Annotated in this window: 12 protein-coding genes and 1 riboswitch; of the genes, 4 read left to right on the top strand and 8 right to left on the bottom strand. The window is 66.9% G+C overall.

Going from position 1 to position 18,811, the window contains the following annotated elements:
* The first annotated feature begins 67 nt into the window (after positions 1-67).
* Complete coding sequence (gene dnaE, locus HBE64_RS12520) at positions 68-3,607, top strand: DNA polymerase III subunit alpha (RefSeq protein ID WP_167102338.1); 3,540 nt, start codon at positions 68-70, stop codon at positions 3,605-3,607.
* Here dnaE and HBE64_RS12515 read toward each other — a convergent pair.
* Entirely contained in the window at positions 3,604-4,887 is a 1,284-nt protein-coding gene (locus HBE64_RS12515) for an MFS transporter (RefSeq protein ID WP_167102335.1), read from the bottom strand. The two genes, dnaE and HBE64_RS12515, sit on opposite strands and share 4 nt — an antisense overlap.
* 56 nt (positions 4,888-4,943) lie before the next feature.
* Here HBE64_RS12515 and HBE64_RS12510 point away from each other — a divergent pair, with 56 nt between their 5' ends.
* Complete coding sequence (locus HBE64_RS12510) at positions 4,944-5,357, top strand: SRPBCC family protein (protein WP_167102332.1); 414 nt, start codon at positions 4,944-4,946, stop codon at positions 5,355-5,357.
* Here the strand turns inward: HBE64_RS12510 and HBE64_RS12505 are convergent.
* The 3 genes from HBE64_RS12505 to HBE64_RS12495 all read right to left on the bottom strand — a co-directional run bounded on the left by HBE64_RS12505 (position 5,354) and on the right by HBE64_RS12495 (position 7,949).
* Positions 5,354-5,584 (bottom strand): hypothetical protein, encoded by a 231-nt coding sequence (locus HBE64_RS12505; RefSeq protein WP_167102329.1) that lies wholly within the window; start codon positions 5,582-5,584, stop codon positions 5,354-5,356. The two genes, HBE64_RS12510 and HBE64_RS12505, sit on opposite strands and share 4 nt — an antisense overlap.
* Before the next feature lie 109 nt (positions 5,585-5,693).
* The gene (locus tag HBE64_RS12500; RefSeq protein ID WP_167102325.1) at positions 5,694-7,259 is read right to left on the bottom strand and encodes an MFS transporter; all 1,566 of its coding nucleotides are present in this window, start codon (positions 7,257-7,259) and stop codon (positions 5,694-5,696) included.
* Between the two features lie 78 nt (positions 7,260-7,337).
* The gene (locus tag HBE64_RS12495) at positions 7,338-7,949 is read right to left on the bottom strand and encodes a TetR/AcrR family transcriptional regulator (protein ID WP_167102322.1); all 612 of its coding nucleotides are present in this window, start codon (positions 7,947-7,949) and stop codon (positions 7,338-7,340) included.
* Between the two features lie 84 nt (positions 7,950-8,033).
* A riboswitch (cobalamin riboswitch) is annotated at positions 8,034-8,236 on the top strand.
* 66 nt (positions 8,237-8,302) lie between these two features.
* Here HBE64_RS12495 and HBE64_RS12490 point away from each other — a divergent pair.
* Together HBE64_RS12490 and ilvA are read left to right on the top strand one after the other, a co-directional pair.
* Positions 8,303-8,980, top strand: a complete 678-nt coding sequence (locus HBE64_RS12490) for an energy-coupling factor ABC transporter permease (protein ID WP_167102319.1) — start codon at positions 8,303-8,305, stop codon at positions 8,978-8,980.
* Positions 8,981-9,038: 58 nt separating this feature from the next.
* Positions 9,039-10,319, top strand: a complete 1,281-nt coding sequence (gene ilvA / locus HBE64_RS12485; protein WP_167102316.1) for a threonine ammonia-lyase IlvA — start codon at positions 9,039-9,041, stop codon at positions 10,317-10,319.
* Between the two features lies 1 nt (position 10,320).
* Here the strand turns inward: ilvA and treZ are convergent, their stop codons facing one another.
* Genes treZ through HBE64_RS12465 form a run of 4 tightly spaced genes read right to left on the bottom strand, consistent with a single transcriptional unit; the run spans position 10,321 to position 18,695 of the window.
* Positions 10,321-12,045, bottom strand: coding sequence for a malto-oligosyltrehalose trehalohydrolase (gene treZ, locus HBE64_RS12480; RefSeq protein ID WP_167102313.1), 1,725 nt, complete (start codon positions 12,043-12,045; stop codon positions 10,321-10,323).
* The gene (gene treY / locus HBE64_RS12475) at positions 12,038-14,323 is read right to left on the bottom strand and encodes a malto-oligosyltrehalose synthase (protein ID WP_167102310.1); all 2,286 of its coding nucleotides are present in this window, start codon (positions 14,321-14,323) and stop codon (positions 12,038-12,040) included. The genes treZ and treY overlap by 8 nt, the downstream gene beginning before the upstream one ends.
* A gap of 17 nt (positions 14,324-14,340) precedes the next feature.
* Complete coding sequence (gene glgX, locus HBE64_RS12470; protein WP_167102307.1) at positions 14,341-16,509, bottom strand: glycogen debranching protein GlgX; 2,169 nt, start codon at positions 16,507-16,509, stop codon at positions 14,341-14,343.
* Between the two features lie 41 nt (positions 16,510-16,550).
* The gene (locus tag HBE64_RS12465; protein WP_167102304.1) at positions 16,551-18,695 is read right to left on the bottom strand and encodes an acyltransferase family protein; all 2,145 of its coding nucleotides are present in this window, start codon (positions 18,693-18,695) and stop codon (positions 16,551-16,553) included.
* Between the last annotated feature and the right edge of the window lie 116 nt (positions 18,696-18,811).

Below are 18,811 nucleotides of genomic sequence, written 5' to 3'. Positions count from 1 at the left end.
CTCGCCGCGGGACACGACTTGCGACACGCCGAAACGTGTCGGTCCGCGCCCCTAGACTGACGGGCCTATGGGCAACAACGACTCCTTCGTGCATCTGCACAATCACACCGAGTATTCGATGCTCGACGGTGCCGCGAAGATCACGCCCATGCTGGCGGAGGCGCAGCGCCTCGAAATGCCCGCGATCGGCATGACCGACCACGGAAACATGTTCGGGGCCAGCGAGTTCTACAACGCCGCCACCAAAGTCGGCATCAAGCCGATCATCGGCGTCGAGGCCTACATCGCTCCCGGGTCTCGATTCGACACCCGCCGGATCCTGTGGGGTGACCCGGGCCAGAAGAGCGACGACGTCTCCGGCAGCGGTTCCTATACCCACATGACGATGATGGCCGAGAACGCGACCGGCCTGCGCAACCTGTTCAAGCTGTCCTCGCGGGCGTCCTTCGAGGGGCAGCTGGGCAAGTGGTCGCGGATGGACGCCGAGATCATCGCCGAGCACGCCGAGGGCATCATCGCCACCACCGGCTGCCCGTCCGGTGAGGTGCAGACCCGGCTTCGGCTCGGTCATGATCGTGAGGCCCTGGAGGCGGCCGCCAAGTGGCGGGAGATCTTCGGCCCGGAGAACTTCTTCCTCGAGCTGATGGATCACGGACTGTCCATCGAGCGCCGGGTCCGCGATGGCCTGCTCGAGCTCGGCCGCAAGCTGGACATCCGCCCGCTGGCGACCAACGACTGCCACTACGTCACCCGCGACGCCTCGCACAACCACGAAGCGCTGCTGTGCATCCAGACCGGTAAGACCCTCTCGGACCCGAACCGGTTCAAGTTCGACGGCGACGGCTACTACCTGAAGTCCGCCGCCGACATGCGTGCCCTGTGGGGCGAGATCCCCGAGGCGTGCGACTCGACGCTGCTGATCGCCGAGCGCGTGGAGTCCTACGCCGACGTGTGGGCGACGGTCGACCGGATGCCGATCTTCCCGGTGCCCGAGGGCCACGATCAGGGGTCCTGGCTGCGCCATGAGGTCGAGGCCGGCCTGCGGCGGCGCTTCCCGGACGGCGTGCCCCCGGAGTACACCGAACGGGCCAGCTTCGAGATCGGCGTCATCTGCGGCAAGGGCTTCCCGTCGTACTTCCTGATCGTCGCCGACCTGATCAACTACGCGAAGTCGATCGACATCCGGGTGGGCCCGGGCCGCGGGTCGGCCGCCGGGTCGCTGGTGGCCTACGCGCTGGGCATCACCAACATCGACCCGATCCCGCACGGGCTGTTGTTCGAACGCTTCCTCAACCCGGAACGCCCGTCGGCCCCCGATATCGACATCGACTTCGACGACCGTCGTCGCGGCGAGATGGTGCGCTACGCCGCCGAGAAGTGGGGCAGTGACCGGGTCGCCCAGGTCATCACCTTCGGCACCATCAAAACCAAGGCCGCACTGAAGGATTCGGCGCGGGTGCATTACGGCCAGCCCGGGTTCGCGATCGCCGACCGGATCACCAAGGCGTTGCCGCCGCCGATCATGGCCAAGGACATCCCGCTGTCGGGGATCACCGACCCCAACCATGAGCGCTACAAGGAGGCCGCCGAGGTCCGGGGCCTGATCGACACCGACCCCGACGTCCGCACCATCTACGAGACCGCCCGCGGTCTGGAGGGTCTGGTCCGCAACGCCGGCGTGCACGCCTGCGCGGTCATCATGAGTTCCGAGCCGCTCATCGAGGCCATCCCGCTGTGGAAGCGGCCGCAGGACGGCGCCGTCATCACGGGCTGGGACTACCCGTCCTGCGAGGCCATCGGCCTGCTGAAGATGGACTTCCTGGGCCTGCGGAACCTGACGATCATCGGCGACTGCATCGAGAACATCAAGGCCAACCGCGGTATCGACCTCGACCTGGAAGCCCTGCCGCTCGATGACCCCAAGGCCTACGAGCTGCTGAGCCGCGGTGACACCCTGGGTGTCTTCCAGCTCGACGGCGGCCCGATGCGGGACCTGCTGCGGCGCATGCAGCCCACCGAGTTCAACGACATCGTCGCCGTGCTCGCGCTATACCGGCCCGGCCCGATGGGCATGAACGCCCACAACGACTACGCCGACCGCAAGAACAACCGGCAGGCCATCAAGCCGATCCACCCCGAGCTGGAGGAGCCGCTCAAGGAGATCCTGTCGGAGACCTACGGTCTGATCGTCTACCAAGAGCAGATCATGTTCATCGCGCAGAAGGTCGCCGGCTACTCGATGGGCAAGGCCGACGCGCTGCGAAAAGCCATGGGCAAGAAGAAGCTCGAGGTTCTCGAAGCCGAATATCAAGGCTTCAAGGAAGGCATGACCGCCAACGGGTTCTCCGAAAAAGCGGTGAAAGCGCTGTGGGACACCATCCTTCCGTTCGCCGGCTACGCGTTCAACAAATCGCATGCCGCCGGCTACGGGCTGGTGTCCTACTGGACCGCTTACCTCAAGGCGAACTTCCCGGCCGAATACATGGCCGGTCTGCTCACCTCGGTCGGCGACGACAAGGACAAGGCCGCGGTCTACCTGGCGGACTGCCGCCGCCTGGGCATCACGGTGCTGCCGCCCGACGTCAACGAATCGGTGCAGAACTTCGCTTCGGTCGGCAACGACATCCGGTTCGGCCTCGGGGCGATCCGCAACGTCGGGGCAAACGTCGTCAGCTCGCTGGTGGCCACCCGCGCCGAGAAGGGCAAGTACACCGACTTCTCCGACTATCTGGGCAAGATCGACATCGCGGCATGCAACAAGAAGGTCACCGAATCCCTCATCAAGGCAGGGGCTTTCGACTCGCTGGGCCACCCGCGCAAGGGTCTGTTCCTGATTCACACCGACGCCGTCGACTCGGTGCTGGGCACCAAGAAGGCCGAGGCGATGGGCCAGTTCGACCTGTTCGGCGGAGGTGACGACACCGCCACCGGAGAGTCGGCGTTCACCATCCGGGTGCCTGACGACGAGTGGGACGACAAGCACAAGCTCGCCCTCGAGCGGGAGATGCTCGGCCTGTATGTGTCCGGCCATCCGCTCAACGGGGTCGCCCACCTGTTGGCCATGCAGGTCGACACCCAGATCCCGGCCATTCTCGACGGTGACATCGCCAACGACACCCAGGTGCGGGTCGGCGGCATCCTCGCCGGGGTGAACCGGCGGGTGAACAAGAACGGGATGCCCTGGGCGTCAGCCCAGTTGGAAGACCTCACCGGTGGTATCGAGGTGATGTTCTTCCCGCAGACGTACTCGATGTTCGGTGCCGAGATCGCCGACGACGCAGTGGTCCTGGTCGGCGCCAAGGTCCGTATCCAGGACGACCGCATCTCGCTGATCGCGAACGAGCTTGTGGTACCGGACTTTTCGACTGCCCAGATCGACCGGCCACTGGCGGTGAGCCTGCCCACCCGGCAGTGCACCATCGACAAGGTGACCGCGCTCAAGCAGGTACTGGCGCGTCACCCCGGTACGTCGCAGGTGCATCTGCGACTGATCAGCGGTGATCGGATCACCACGCTGGAACTCGACCAGTCGCTGCGCGTCACCCCGTCCTCGGCGCTGATGGGGGACCTCAAAGCGCTGCTGGGCCCCGGCTGCCTGGGCGGCTAAGCGCCCGGTTCGGCCGTCTCCTTCAGCAGCCGCACGCACACCAGACTGGTCAGCGCCAGGCCGGCGAGCATCACCGCGATACTCCAGCTGCCGTAGCTGTCGAGGAGGTACTCCGAGATCACCGGGGGCACACCGCCGCCGATGATGCCGCCGATGTTGTGCGCCAGACCTGCACCGGTGTAGCGGTAGGCGAGGGCGAAGGTCTCTGGGATGAACGACGCCAGCGGGCCCATCGCGATACCGATGATCGCGTAGGTCACGATGATGGCGACGGCGAACAGCAGGTGGTTGCGGGTCTCGATCAATGGGAAGACGACCAGCGACCAGGGCACGGCCAGCACATAGCCGACCGTCATCGGCAGCCGTCGGCCGTAGGTGTCGCTGAGGATCGCCGAGGCGGCGACGAACGCCACCGTGCACACACCTCCGACGACACCGACCAGCAGCACGAAATCCGTCGAGAACCCCAGGTGCGCGGTGGCGTAGTGGGTGAAGAACGTCCCGGTTTCGTACACCAGACCGAGCACGCCGACCATGGCGCCCGCCGCGAGCAGGAGCTGACGGCCCTGGTCGCGGACGAGGGCGGCGACGGGCGTCTCGGCGTGGGTGGTGGTTGTCGCCGAGGCGAAGACAGGCGTCTCCTTGACGCTCATCCGCACCACCAGGGCGGTGACGATCAAGACGGCACTGAGCAGGAACGGCAGCCGCCAGGCCCACTCCAGAAACGCCGAGCTGGTCTGGCCCCACGTCAGGTAGACGACGAGGAAGACCAGATTCGCCAGGACCAGCGCCGTGCCGAACCCCATCTGGGTGAACATCCCGTAGCGGCCGCGCTGTCGCGGCGGCGCGTACTCGGCGCTGAGCAGCGCCGAACCGGCCCACTCGCCGCCGACGGCGAAACCCTGTAGAACCCGCAGGAACGTCAGCAGCAGCGGGGCCGCGATACCGATCGTCGCCGTGCTGGGGATGAGTCCCACCCCGACGGTCGACACGCCCATCACCAGCAGGGTGACGACCAACGTACGCTGGCGGCCGATGCGGTCGCCGAAATGACCGAATACCACCGCACCGATCGGGCGGGACACGAACGCCGAGGCAAACGTTCCCAACGAGGCGACGATCCCCATCACGTGGCCCAGGTGGGGAAAGAACACAGTCGGGAACACGAGTGCGGCGGCGGTGCCGTAGATGAAGAAGTCGTAGAACTCGATGGCTGAGCCGACGTAGCTTGCCAGCGCTACTCGCCGCAGTGTCCCCGGCGCCCCCGTATGCACCGGCAAATTCTCGTGACGTGCGGGCTGTTTGTCCAGCGGAGATCTTGGCGCAGGATGGGGTGATGGACGATGACACAGCGAGCGAGTCCCGCCATATCAGCGCGTGGATCAATCGATCGGCGGCCGACGTCTACCGCTATGCCGCCGATCCGGCGCATCTGCCGGAATGGGCGGCGGGCCTGTCGCGGGGCACGTTGACCAGGGTCGGCGACACGTGGGTGGCGCAGTCACCGATGGGTGAGATCACCATCGAGTTCACCCCGGCCAACGACCTCGGTGTGCTCGACCACGTGGTCACGCTGCCGTCGGGGGAGCCGGTGTTCAATCCGCTGCGGGTGGTGCCGGCCGGCGATGAGTGGTGCGAGGTCGTCTTCACCCTTCGGCGCAGGCCGGGGATGTCCGACGACGATTTCCTGCAGGATGCCGCGGCGATTACGGCCGATCTGGCGACGCTGAAGCGAATCCTGGAGCGCTAGGTCCGCGGGTGACGCCGCGCGCCGAACGTCAGCCAGATGACGGTGGCGACCGCGGCGGCGGTGAGGACAGCCGGTGCTGCGCTGGTGGTCACTGCGCCGACGACGGCGAGTACGAGAAGTCCGGCACCCACGGCGACCAGCTTGTACAGCGGCCACGGCACTCCGGCGATGCACACGCGAGATTCGGGCGAGGTGAGGGCCGAACGCACTTGTTCAACACTCGTCATACCTTTGAGGGTACCCCGTATCTTTAGTTTCGGACACCCGAAATCTGGTCGCGCCGCATGCCGGCCATCACCGTGATCAGTGCCCAGGGTCCGTAGCGCTCGAGAGAACTCACGGCCGCACCACCGCGGGACGCGAGGGAAGTACGGCCAGCGCGAACAGGGCTCCGCCGGCGCACACCGCGGCGGCGGTCAGGCAGCCGGCCTGCATCCCGGACAGGAAGGCGTTCTCCACCGCACTGCGCACTGCATCGGTGAAGGGTGGGGGCGACTGGCCTGCCACCGCAAGTCCTTGGGCCAGGCCCTCTTTGGCGGTGGACTGCGCCGCCGAGGGCATGGCCTGCAACACCTGGCTGTCGGCGAGGTGCCGAATGTAGATCGTGGAGAAGACGCTGCCGATCACGGCGACACCGAGGGTGCCGCCGACCTGGCGGGTGGCGTCGTTCACCGCCGAGCCGGCGCCGGCCTGCTCGGGGCGCACCACCCCCATGATCGAGTCGGTCGCCGGTGCGCTGGTGAGCCCGAGACCGCCGCCGAGCAGCACCATCTGCGCGGCCATGATCGGGTAGGTCACTCCGAGGTCGCTGGTCGCTATCCAGGCGAACGATGCCGACATCATCAGAAGTCCCACGAAGACAACGGCTTTGGTGCCTACTGTGCGCGCCGCGAGTTGGGTTCCGAGTACCGAGCCGATGGCGATCGACAGCGCGACCGGCAGGATCCGTACGCCGGTCTCCAGGGGGCTGTTGCCCTGGAGCAACTGCATGAACTGGGTGATGATGAAGATGAACCCGAACAGTGCGAAGAAGGCCACGGTGACTGCGCCACTGGCCGCGCTGAAGCGCAGGTTGGTGAACAGCGTGACGTCAATGAGCGGGTCGGGGTGCCTGCGCTCCCACCAGGCGAAGCTGACCGCGGCGGCAAGGGCGCCGCCGAACCCGATCAGTGTCTGGGCGCTTGACCATCCGTGCGACGGGGCCTCGATGATCGTGTAGACGAGGGCGCCGAGCATCACGACCGAGAGCACCAGCCCGCCGCGGTCCACCCGCGAGTGCTGATCCCGTGCCGAGGCGGGGATGACGAACGGTGCGGCCAGTGCGGCCAGCAGTGCGATGGGCGCCAAGGCTAAAAACAGGCTGCCCCACCAGAACGCCTCCAGTAGTGCACCGCCCATGATGGGGCCGATGGCCACGCCCAGTCCGGTGACGGCACCCCAGACGCCGATGGCGGCCGCCCGGTGGCGCGGGTCGCGGAAGGTGTCGGTGATGATGGCCAGCGTGGTGGGGTAGATGAGCGCTGAGGCGATGCCCATTACCAGGCGCATGACGATCAGTTCGCCGGTGGTGGAGCACAGGGCGGCGCCCACGCTGCTGATCGCGAACAGGACCAGTCCGGCGATCAGCGTCCCGCGGCGGCCGAACTTGTCACCGACGGTGCCGCCGGCCAGTACGAGTGCGGCGAAGGCCAGGTTGTAGGCGTCGACTATCCATTGCAGTCCGCGGGTGGAGGCGTTCAGTGCCGAATTCAGGGTGGGCAGAGCGACATTGACGATCGTTGTTTCCACGTTGATGGCCAGGGCCGCGATGAGGACGACGGCGAGGATCGCGATTGGCCGGATGCGCGGTGGTGCGGCGTGCGCCCCGGTGCCGTAGGTCCGGGGGGCGGTGCCAGTGGTCATGAGCGCCGACTTTCATGTTGACAGCGTTAACATCGGCAAGCATGGCAGCTCAAGTTGACACTGTCAACATGTGGGGGTCTAACGGATTCCTTCGCCGATGAGGTCGAACAGGCGATCGGCGATCAGCTGCTTGCGCTGGGCATCTGCCTGGGCGAGCGGTCCGTCCAGGAACAACGTGGCCAGGCCGTGCACCGCGGCCCACGCCGCTTCATCCACGCCATCGCGACGGCTCGCCGTGAGTACGCCGGCGGTGACAAGATCGTCGACGCAGGCGCTGAGAATCTGATACGGATGCCGCCCCGGCTGCACGGCCTCGTTGCTCGGATGGGGTCCCTCGGGAGCGAACGCGGTACGAAACAGGCCCGGCTCGGCCAGCGCGAAATCGATGTAGGCCTGCCCGGTGGCGCGGAAGCGGGCCAGCGCGCGGCGATCCCGCGGTCCCCGGTTGGGAACGGCGGCAAGCGATTCCAGCATCGCGTCACCGAGCTGGCCCATCCCGTAGACCTGCACCGCGGCCAGCAGGGCGTGGCGGTCGGCGTAATGCCGGTAGGCCGCCGAGTTGCTGACCCCTGCCAGCCGCTGCACGTCACGCAGCACCACCGCATCCGGGCCGCCGGTGCGGGCCAGTTCGACGCCGTGCTCGAGCAGCGCTTGGCGCAGGTTGCCATGGTGGTACGACGCGGTCGCCATGTTGACAAGTCTTACATCGTCGAGCGCGCGCACGAAAGGTAATGTCCACCGCGCAGATGGTTTTCCGTGGCGGATTCGTCGCGGAATCGAGCGATGTGTGCAGGTGGCGCGTCGTGAGAGGGAACCCGGTGTGAATCCGGGACTGTCCCGCAGCGGTATGCAGGAACGACCGCCGTCATCGGCACTGGCCCGCAGCAGTCATGCGGCCGGGAAGCGACGGCCAGTAGATGCATCGTCACGATGCGCGCCTGTGAGTCCGAAGACCTGCCAGCTGTGCCGGGTGCGCCGCACCCGGCGGGCATCGCCCCGTGGAATCGGGCGATGGCCATTGCTGCGTCGCGAAGGGATCATCCATGCATATCGAGCCGGGGATTGTCGAAGGCCCGAAGATCATCTTGAGCTATGTCAGTGCCGGCGGCGTCGGTGCGTACAGCGCCTACACGGCCTGGCAGCTGATCAAAGAGCGCGGCGTCGGCGCCCTGCTGCTGCGCAGTGCGGCGACCACGGCGCTGGTGTTCACCTTCTTCCAGGTGTTTCCGCACTATCCGGTCGGGGTCTCCGAAGTGCACCTGATCCTGGGTTCGACTCTGTTCCTGCTGTTCGGGATGGCGCCGGCGGCGATCGGATTGGCCGCGGGCCTGCTGCTGCAGGGGCTGTTCTTCGCTCCGTTCGACCTGCCGCAGTACGGCATGAACGTCACCACGCTGCTGGTGCCGTTGTTCGCCCTGCACCTGGTGGCCACGCGCGTCATCGCGCCGCACACGCCCTACGTGCAGCTGAAGTACCGCCAGGCACTCGCCTTGTCGACCACCTACCAGGCCGGCATCGTGTCGTGGGTGGCGTTCTGGGCGCTCTACGGCGAAGGATTCAGCGGCCAGACCGTGGCGAGCATCGCGACCTTCGGCGCGGCCTATATGACGGTCATCATCGTCGAGCCGCTGGCCGATCTCGGTGTGCTGGCAGCCGCGAAGGGTCTGCATCGTATGAAGGATTCGATGCTGTTCGAGTCCAGACTGCTCAACCCGGCCTGACCAGCTTCGGGCTCGCCCCGATTCACTGATTTAGCGGGGTTGGTGGGACCATTGTTCGGTGACCGCCGAACTGAGCCAGAGCCGATTGTCGGGACCGCTGACCGCGGCTGACATCGACGAGGCTGCCCGGCGAATTTCCGGCGTGGTCTCCACCAGCCCGCTGCAGCACAGTGACCGGCTGTCGGCCGCCACCGGCGCCGAGGTGTACCTCAAACGCGAGGACCTACAGGTGGTGCGCTCCTACAAGCTGCGCGGCGCCTACAACCTGCTGATGCAGCTCTCCGAGGATGAGCTCGCCGCGGGTGTGGTGTGCGCTTCGGCAGGCAACCATGCACAGGGTTTCGCGCTGGCCTGCCGTTCGATGGGGGTGCACGGCCGGGTGTACGTGCCCGGCAAGACACCGAAGCAGAAGCGTGACCGCATCCGCTACCACGGCGGCGAGTTCATCGAGCTCATCGTCGGCGGCGCCACCTACGACCTGGCCGCCGCCGCAGCGTTCGACGACGTCGCCCGCACCGGCGCGACGCTGGTGCCGCCCTATGACGACCCGCGCACCATGGCCGGCCAGGGCACCATCGCCGTCGAGATCCTCGACCAACTGGACTCCGAGCCCGACCTGGTCGTGGTTCCCGTCGGTGGCGGTGGCTGCATCGCCGGCATCACCACCTACCTGGCCGAGCGCACCACCAACACCTCGGTGCTGGGCATCGAGCCCGCCGGGGCGCCGTCGATGATGGCCGCACTGGCCGCAGGTGAGCCGGTGGACCTCGATCACGTCGATCAGTTCGTCGACGGCGCGGCGGTCAAGCGCGCCGGAGCGCTGACCTACCGGGCGCTGGCGACGGCCGGCGACATGGTGTCGGTGGCCGCGGTCGACGAAGGCGCGGTGTGCACCGCAATGCTCGAGCTGTACCAGAACGAAGGCATCATCGCCGAGCCCGCCGGTGCCCTGTCGGTGGCCGGCCTGCTGGAGGCCGACGTGACGCCCGGCTCCACGGTGGTGTGCCTTATCTCGGGCGGCAACAACGACGTGTCACGCTACGGCGAGGTGCTCGAACGCTCGCTAGTCCACCTGGGCCTCAAGCACTACTTCCTGGTGGACTTCCCGCAGGAGCCGGGCGCGCTGCGCCGCTTCCTCGACGAGGTCCTCGGGCCCAACGACGACATCACCCTGTTCGAGTACGTCAAGCGCAACAACCGGGAGACCGGCGAGGCGCTGGTCGGCATCGAGTTGGGCTCGGCGGCCGGGCTCGAGGGCCTGCGCGAACGGATGAGCGTCTCGGGTCTGCATGTCGAAGCGCTGGAGCCGGGCTCACCGGCCTACCGCTACCTGACGTAGCTCAGGCCGTGCGGACCACCGCCACCGAGTGACCCGGCAGCGTCGTCCCCTGGCCGTCGACGGCGACATCGCCCCACCCGAGCAGCACCTCACCAGTGGCCGCGACGGTGACCGCCTGCTCACCGAGGTTGCAGGCGATCGCGATGCGGCCGCGGCGCATCACGATCCAGCGCTGGTCTTCGTCGTAGTCGACAGCCAGATGGGTCAGCCATGGGTCGGCCATGTCGGTGTCGTTGCGGCGCAGCGCAATCAGGCTCCGGTAGAACGCCAGCAGGTCGGTGTGCTCGGGCTTGCCTACCTCGTCCCAGTCGAGTTTCGAGCGCAGGAACGTCGCGGGGTCCTGCGGGTCGGGGATGTCGTCGGCGTCCCAGCCGTGGTCGGCGAACTCGGCCTTGCGCCCCTCGGCGGTCGCGATCGCCAGTTCGGGCTCGGTGTGCGAGCTGAAGAACTGGAACGGCTGCGAAGAAGCCCACTCCTCGCCCATGAAAAGCATTGCCGTATAGGGTGATCCGAGCACGAGCGCGGCCTTGATGGCCAGCTGGCCGCAGTCGAGGTTCTGCGAGGGGCGATCACCGGTGGCCCGGTTGCCCACCTGGTCGTGGGTACATGTGTAAGCCATCAACCGGGTCGCCGGGATCGTCGCGGTGTCCAGCGGCCTGCCATGCCGCCGGTGCCGGAACGACGAGTACGTGCCGGCATGGAAGTACCCGTGGAGCAGCGTGGTGGCCAGGGCCGCCATCGAACCGAAATCGGCGTAATAGCCTTGACGTTCGCCGCTGACGGCAGTGTGGATCGCGTGGTGGATGTCGTCGTCCCACTGCGCCGTCAGCCCGTAGCCGCCCCGCTCACGTGGCGTGATCAGCCTCGGGTCGTTGAGATCGCTCTCGGCGATCAGCGACAGCGGCCTGCCCACCTGTGCTGCCAGCGCATCGGTTTCGGCGGCCAGTTCCTCGAGGAGGTGGATGGCGGTGTTGTCGACGAGGGCATGCACGGCGTCCAGTCGCAGTCCGTCGGCGTGGAAGTCGCGCATCCAGCGCAACGCGCATTCGATGATGTAGCCGCGCACCTCATCGGCCTCCGGCCCGGCCAGGTTGACACCCTCGCCCCACGGATTACTCACCGACGACAGGTACGGCCCGAACCTGGGCAGGTAGTTGCCCGACGGTCCGAAGTGGTTGAACACCGCGTCGATCAGCACACCCAGCCCACGGGTGTGGCAGGCGTCGATCAGCCGCACCAGAGCGTCCGGACCGCCATACGGTTCATGCACCGCGTACCACAGCACACCGTCGTAACCCCAGCCGTGCGTACCGTTGAACGCGTTGACCGGCATCAACTCCACGAAGTCGACGCCCAGGTCCACCAGGTAGTCCAGCTTGTCGATCGCCGCGTCGAAAGTCCCTGCCTCGGTGAATGTTCCGGTGTGCAGCTCGTAGATCACCGCGCCTTCGATCGAGCGGCCAGCCCACTGCTGGTCGCTCCACCGAGCCGCGTGCGGATCCCACAGCTGGGACCGTTCGTGGACCCCGTCGGGCTGGCGAGCCGACCGCGGATCGGGCAGCACTGTCGGATCCTCGTCGAGGACGAAGCCGTACCGGGCATCAGGTGCGCAGTCCACCTCGGCGCGCCACCAGTCGTCGGCACCCCGCGTCATAGCGTGCACGGCGCCCTCGACGTCGAGCCGGACCGTGGTAGGCAGCGGCGCCCACACTGCGAACTCAGCCATCTGATCTCTCCAGTAGGACCACGGGCAGCTCGGTGAACAGGTCGGCGGCGGCTGCGGTACCAGTCCATGACGTGCCGGTGATCCGGTCCCGCCACGTCCCGTCCGGCAGTGTCAGAGCTGTGTCGCCCCAGCCTCTTTCATCCAGCCGTACCGTCCAGCGGGAGACCGCGACCAGGACGTCGTCGCCGCGCAGGAAGGCGATGACGTGCTCAGCGGCCTCGCCGTGCGGCAACACGGGAAGGTAGCGGCCCTCGAGGAACGTGGCGGGCCGCTCGCGGCGGGCCTGCAGGGCTGCGGTGACCACCCGGATCTTGGGGTGCGTCGCCGAGTCCAGGTCGGCGCGCCGTGCGCTGTAGTCGACGAGTCGACGGTTGTCAGGGTCGACCAGGCTGTCTTCCCACACTTCGGTGCCCTGGTACACGTCCGGCACCCCGGGCACCGTCAGGGCCAGCAGCTTCTGTCCCAGGGCGTCGTTATGCGTGTGCGGGAGCAGCTGGGTCACCAACTCGGTCAGCTGGCCGGCCACCGGGCCGTCGAAGACGGTGTCGAGCCAGGCGTGGACGGCGTCTTCGAACTCGGTGTCGGGATCGGTCCAGGTGGTGCGCCAAGCGGCTTCTCTGATGGCCTTCTCGGTGTAGCGGTGGAGTCGGTCACGCAGCTCGGGGGTGACGTTGCCGTCGACCGGCCACACTCCGAAGATGTTCTGCCACAGGAACAATCCGGTCGCCAAGTCGGGCGAAGGGGTCATCTGCTCCCAGCGGTCGAGGAGCTGTGCCCACAGCGACGGCACCTGAGAGAGCACCCCGATCCGGGCGCGCACGTCCTCGCCGCGTTTGGTGTCATGGGTGGACAGTGTGGTCATGGTGCTCGGCCACAGCCGGGACCGCACCGTCGCGCTGCGGTGGAACTCTGCGGCGCTGACGCCGAAGTGCTGTGGCTCGCCGCCCACTTCGTTCAGCGACACCAACCGTGCATCGCGGTAGAAGTAGCAGTCCTCGACGGCCTTGGCCGTCATCGCCCCACACAGCTGCTGGAAGCGGGCCCCCGCTTCGGTGCCGTTGGCCAGCGCCGTGGCCGCCAGTTGCAGGGCGCCGGCCAGGTCGGGTTGTTCATGGACGGTACGGGCGATCGCCGCCGCCAGTAGCTGCGAGAGATTCTGGTAGTCACACCGGTACACCCCGATGTTGGTCAACAAAGCGGCTACCGCGTCGGCCAGCCGGGGATCGTCGGCACCCGCGGCCGCCGACATCGCGCGGCACACGCGGGCGAGTTCGCTGGCCAGGGTCTGGGTTGCCGCGCCGATCTTCAACTCGCGCAGCAGTTCCGGCGCAGCTGCGTAGTCGAAGCCGGCCGCGTCGACGAGCTCGGTGAGTGCCTGCGCACCAGCGGGGTCGACGAACACCCCGCCGACCTCACGCAACACGTCATAGCCGGTGGTGCCGTCGATCGGCAGCGACGGGTCCAGCGGCTCTCCGGCGGCAAGGATCTTCTCGATGACGATCCACGCCCGCGGCCCGAGCATGTCCCGAAGGCGGACCAGGTAGCCCGACGGGTCGGTCAGCCCATCGGGATGGTCGATCCGCACCCCGTCGACCAGACCCTCGGCGAACCAGCGGGCCACCTCGGCGTGGCTGGCGTCGAACACCGCGGGGTCCTCCTGGCGCAGACCAGCCAGTGAGGTGATCGAGAAGAACCGGCGGTAGCCGCACACGCCGTTGCGCCAGCCCGTCAGCCTGTAGTGCTGCCGGTCGTGGATCTCGGCGCCGCTGCCGCCTGCGGTTCCCGGTGCGATCGGGAACACCAGATCGCCGAGCCGCAACGTATCGCCCTCGACGGCAAGGTGCTCGGCGTCGTCATCAGAACCCAAGACCGGCAACACGATTCGGCCATCTGGATCGACGGTCCAGTCGATGTCGAAGAAGCTCGCGTAGTCCGACTCGGGGCCGTTGCGCAGCACGTCCCACCACCACGGATTGTCCTCGGGGCGGGCGACGCCGAGGTGGTTGGGGACGATGTCGACCACCAAGCCCAGACCGCGGGCCTTGGCGGCCGCGGCCAGACTCGCCAGCCCGTCGGCGCCGCCGAGTTCCTCGGACACGGTGGTCGGGTCGGTGACGTCGTAGCCGTGCTCGGATCCGGGTGCGGCGGTCAGGATGGGCGACAGGTAGACGTGTGTGACGCCGAGGTCGTCGAGATAATCGACGATCTTCTCCGCATCGGCGAGGGTGAACCCGTCGCGAAGCTGGAGGCGGTAGGTGGACAGCACCGGGTAGGCCATAGCTGTCCCTGTTCCCGCTAGGCCGTCTTTTGAAGCACGAGAACAGAACGCGGCTCGACGGTAATAGTCTCACCCGCCTTCACCACGACATCCGTGCTGCCGGTGGGATGTGCGGTGTCCAGCACGGCAGTCCACTGCGTGGCGTAGTCGCCGTCTGGGGTGACGAAGTCGACCGGCTTGCTGTGGGCGTTGAACGACAGCAGGAACGAGTCGTCGACCACCCGTTCGCCGCGAGAGTTCGGGGCGGTGATGGCTTCGCCGTTGAGGAAGACCGCGACGCACTTGAATCCCGAGCCCCAGTCGTCATGGGTCATCTCGGTGCCGGTCGCGGTGAGCCAGGCGATATCGCGAACCTGATCGCCGACGCGGATCAGCTCGCCCTCGAAGAACCGCCGGCGCCGGAACACCGGGTGATTCTTGCGCAGCGCGGTGACCTTACGGGTGAAGTCCAGCAGGTCGCCGTTGGCCTCGCGCAGGCTCCAGTCGATCCAGGAGATCGGTGAGTCCTGACAGTAGACGTTGTTGTTGCCCAACTGGGTTCGGCCGATCTCGTCACCGTGAGAGATCATCGGCGTGCCCTGCGAGAGCAGCAGCGTGACCAGGATGTTGCGCATCTGCCGATGCCGTAGCGCCAGGATCTCGGGATCGTCGGTGGGCCCCTCGACACCGCAGTTCCATGACCGGTTGTGACTCTCGCCGTCGCGGTTGTCCTCGCCGTTGGCCTCGTTGTGCTTCTCGTTGTAGGACACCAGGTCGGCCAGGGTGAATCCGTCGTGACAGGTGACGAAGTTGATGCTGGCCGACGGGCGGCGGCCGGTGGCTTCGTAGAGGTCGGAGGAGCCGGTCAGCCGGGAGGCGAACTCGCCGAGGGTGGCCGGCTCCCCGCGCCAGTAGTCACGCACCGTGTCGCGGTACTTGCCGTTCCACTCGGTCCACAGGCCGGGGAAGTTTCCGACCTGGTAGCCGCCCTCGCCGACGTCCCACGGTTCGGCGATGAGCTTGACCTGGCTGACCACCGGATCCTGCTGGACCAGGTCGAAGAACGCCGACAGGCGGTCGACGTCGTAGAACTCCCGTGCCAGGGTCGATGCCAGGTCGAAGCGGAAGCCGTCGACGTGCATGTCGAGCACCCAGTAGCGCAGCGAGTCCATGATCAGCTGCAGGGTGTGCGGATGCCGCGCGTTGAGGCTGTTGCCGGTGCCGGTGAAATCCTTGTAGAAGCGTTTGTCGTCGTCGAGCAGCCGGTAGTAGGCCGCGTTGTCGATCCCGCGGAAGTTGATCGTCGGGCCGAGGTGGTTCCCTTCTGCGGTGTGGTTGTAGACCACGTCGAGGATCACCTCGATACCGGCCTCATGGAACGAGCGCACCATGGTCTTGAACTCGGCCACCGCCGCACCCGCGTGCTGGGTGGCGGCGTACTGGTAATGCGGTGCGAAGAACCCGAAGGTGTTGTAGCCCCAGTAGTTTCGCAGTCCGAGGTCGAGCAGCCGGTGGTCGTGCAGGAACTGGTGCACCGGCATCAGTTCGATGGCGGTGACGTTGAGCGACTTGAGGTGATCGATCACCGCCGGATGCCCCAGCCCGGCGTAGGTTCCGCGCAGTTCCTCGGGCACGCCTGGATGGGTTTGCGTCATCCCCTTGACGTGGGCTTCGTAAATGATCGTCTCGTGGTAGGGCGTTCGCGGCGGATGGTCGGATCCCCAGTGGAAGAACGGGTTGATCACGACGCTGGTCATGGTGTGGCCCAGAGAGTCCACCATGGGCGGGGTGCCGCCCGTGGCGAGGTCCTGGGCCGCCATGTCGTAGGAGTAGAGCGCCTGGGTGAACTCGAAGTCACCGTGGAAGGACTTGCCGTAGGGGTCGAGCAACAGCTTGCTGGGGTCGCAGCGGTGCCCGTTTGCGGGGTCCCAGGGGCCGTACACCCGGAAGCCGTAGCGCTGCCCAGGCGTGATGGTGGGCAGGTAGGCGTGCCAGACGAAGCCGTCGACTTCGTCGAGATTGATACGGGTTTCGGTGCCGTCCTTGGCGATCAGGCACAGCTCGACTTTCTCGGCGACTTCGGAGAACACCGAGAAGTTCGTCCCCGCTCCGTCGTAGGTGGCGCCCAGTGGGTAGGGAGTGCCAGGCCACACCGCGGTCACGCTCGGTTTGGCGGGAGCTGAGCCTGCTGGTTCGCTCGACGACATGTTCTGACCTTATCGGCGCGGACGCCGGCACGCGCGGGTAGTCACCACCAGCCCGTCGCCGCCCGCAATTGACGTCCCAGTTCCGGAATCAGGGTGCGCATATACGTTGCTGACAGGTGATGAGAATCGTGGTAGAGCAGCACATTTCCCTCCACGGCGCGACACCAGTCCGGTCGGCACACCGCGTCGCTGAGGTCGAGGACCCTCATCAACGGGAACTGGCCGAGGAAGTCCAGGGTTTGGTTGCGGTCGGAGAGCACCTCGGAGCGCTTGATCCCGCACGACACCGCGTCACCGCCGCTCGCCAGGCAATCCGACGGGAAGAACGGCTTTCCGTCGCGCACCATCCACGGTGTGTCGCGCATCGCGAGGATCGGAATGTTGTTGTCCGACAACGTCTGCCAGATACCGATGTACGTAGCGGGCATCACATCGCCAGGCTTGATGTTCCACGGCCGGGTCGAGGTGGTGAACACGTAGTCGGGGTGATCTTTGATCAGCTTGGCCATCACCCGTTCGTTCCAGGTGTGACACTGCGGGTAGGGCCGGTTGTCGCCCATCACCAGCGGGGTCTCCTCGGTGGTCAGCGGGCAGCCCATCTTGAGGTAGGTCACGATCTTGAAGTGGTGCATCTTGCCCAGGGCGTCGAGGGCGGTGATCCAGTGCTCGGCGTGTGATCCGCCGGCCAGTGCGATGGTGCGGGTGGCCGACTCGTCGCCGTAGGTGCAGTTGATGATCCCGACGTTGTCGAAATCACTGATGCAACCGTCGTTGGTCGACTCGGGCAGGTCGTTCTCCGCTTCCAGCACCGTAGGCCGCATCGGCAGCTGGGGCACCCGCGCATGCTCGGTGAGGGCGCGAGCACCGGGATAGCTATCTGACGAAAGGGCGGCGAGCTCCTTGCCGCTGGCGCGTTGGACGGTGACGTGCTCGCGCCAGGTGAACGACGTTGCGGTGAGCGCCACGCCCAGCAGCGCCACGGCGGTACCCAGCGCGATCGTGGGACGGCGCAGCCGGGTCCGCCAGGGGATGACGTTGGCCTGCGGAGCGTTCGTGACTGCCGGGCGGCGGTAGCGCAGCGGCTCTTCGACGAACCGCATCGTCAGGTAGGCGAGTACGCCCGAGATGGCCAGGATGACGGCACCGTCGAGCAGGCCGGCGTGGCCCTCACCGGTGTAGGCCAGCCAGAAGATCAGCAGCGGCCAATGCCACAGATAAAGCGAGTACGCCATGGAGCCGAGCGTCACCAGCGGTCCGGTCGCCAGCAGTCGACTGGGCAGCGGCATGCGCTCGGCGGTCGAGGGCCGTGATTGCCGGTTGGCCGCCGCCAGAATCATCAGCACGGCTGCCCCGACGGGCACCAGCGCCCACGGCCCGGGGAACTCCTTGACGCCGTCGATCAGAGCGCCGCAGGACACGATCACCGCCAGGCCGATGCAGGCCGCCGCCGTCCGCAGCCACATCGGCCACCTGACATAGGGGACCGCAGCGCCGATGAGCGCGCCCAGCAGCAACTCCCAGGCCCGGGCGAAGCTGTTGTAGTAGGCGGTGGTCTGGTTGGCCTGGTGGGCGTAGATGGCAAAGATGAACGACGCGATCGTCAGGACGCTCAGCAACCCGACGAACGTCGCGCGCAGCCGTTTGCCGAGCGGGCGGCGCAGCGCGTAGGCAAACAGGAAGACAAGTATCAGGAACGCGATGTAGAACTGCCCCTGAACAGACATCGACCAGATGTGCTGCAGCGGAGAGACCGCCTCACCGGCGCGCAAGTAGTTCGAGGCCGTCGCTGCCAGCTCCCAGTTCTGGTAGTACCCGAGGCTCGCCAGGCTCTGGTCGGCAAACGTCTCCCACCGCGTTTCCGGCTGCACGAGGATCGTGAGTACGGCGGCCGCGGCAAGCACGACCACGAGTGCGGGGAGTAGTCGGCGCACCAGCCGCTTGATCTCCGGCCACGGCGACAGCGACGCCTCCGGTTTCAGCGCGGTCCGCAACAGCGAACCGCCGAAGAAGAATCCGGACAGCACCAGGAACACGTCGACCCCGCCGGAAACCCGCCCGAACCACACGTGGAACACGGCCACGAGCGCGATCGCGACACCGCGGAGGCCGTCGAGATCGTGCCGGTAGAACCCGGACTGCCGGGTCCCCATGGCGGCGGTCGGCGGGGCCGGAGTCAGGGTCATCATGATCGAGGGATAATCTACCGAACCCCGTGCTGCGGCTCATCTCCAGCGAACCGCCCTGCCGGGCGCCAGTCGGCGAGGAGCAAAGGCCGCCGAGAGGCGGACGGCGCCGCCGCCGT

This window comes from Mycobacterium sp. DL592 (genome assembly GCF_011694515.1).
Classification (GTDB): Bacteria; Actinomycetota; Actinomycetes; order Mycobacteriales; family Mycobacteriaceae; genus Mycobacterium.
Note: the sequence above shows the minus strand (reverse complement) of the source record. Positions and strands in the feature narration are given on the sequence as shown.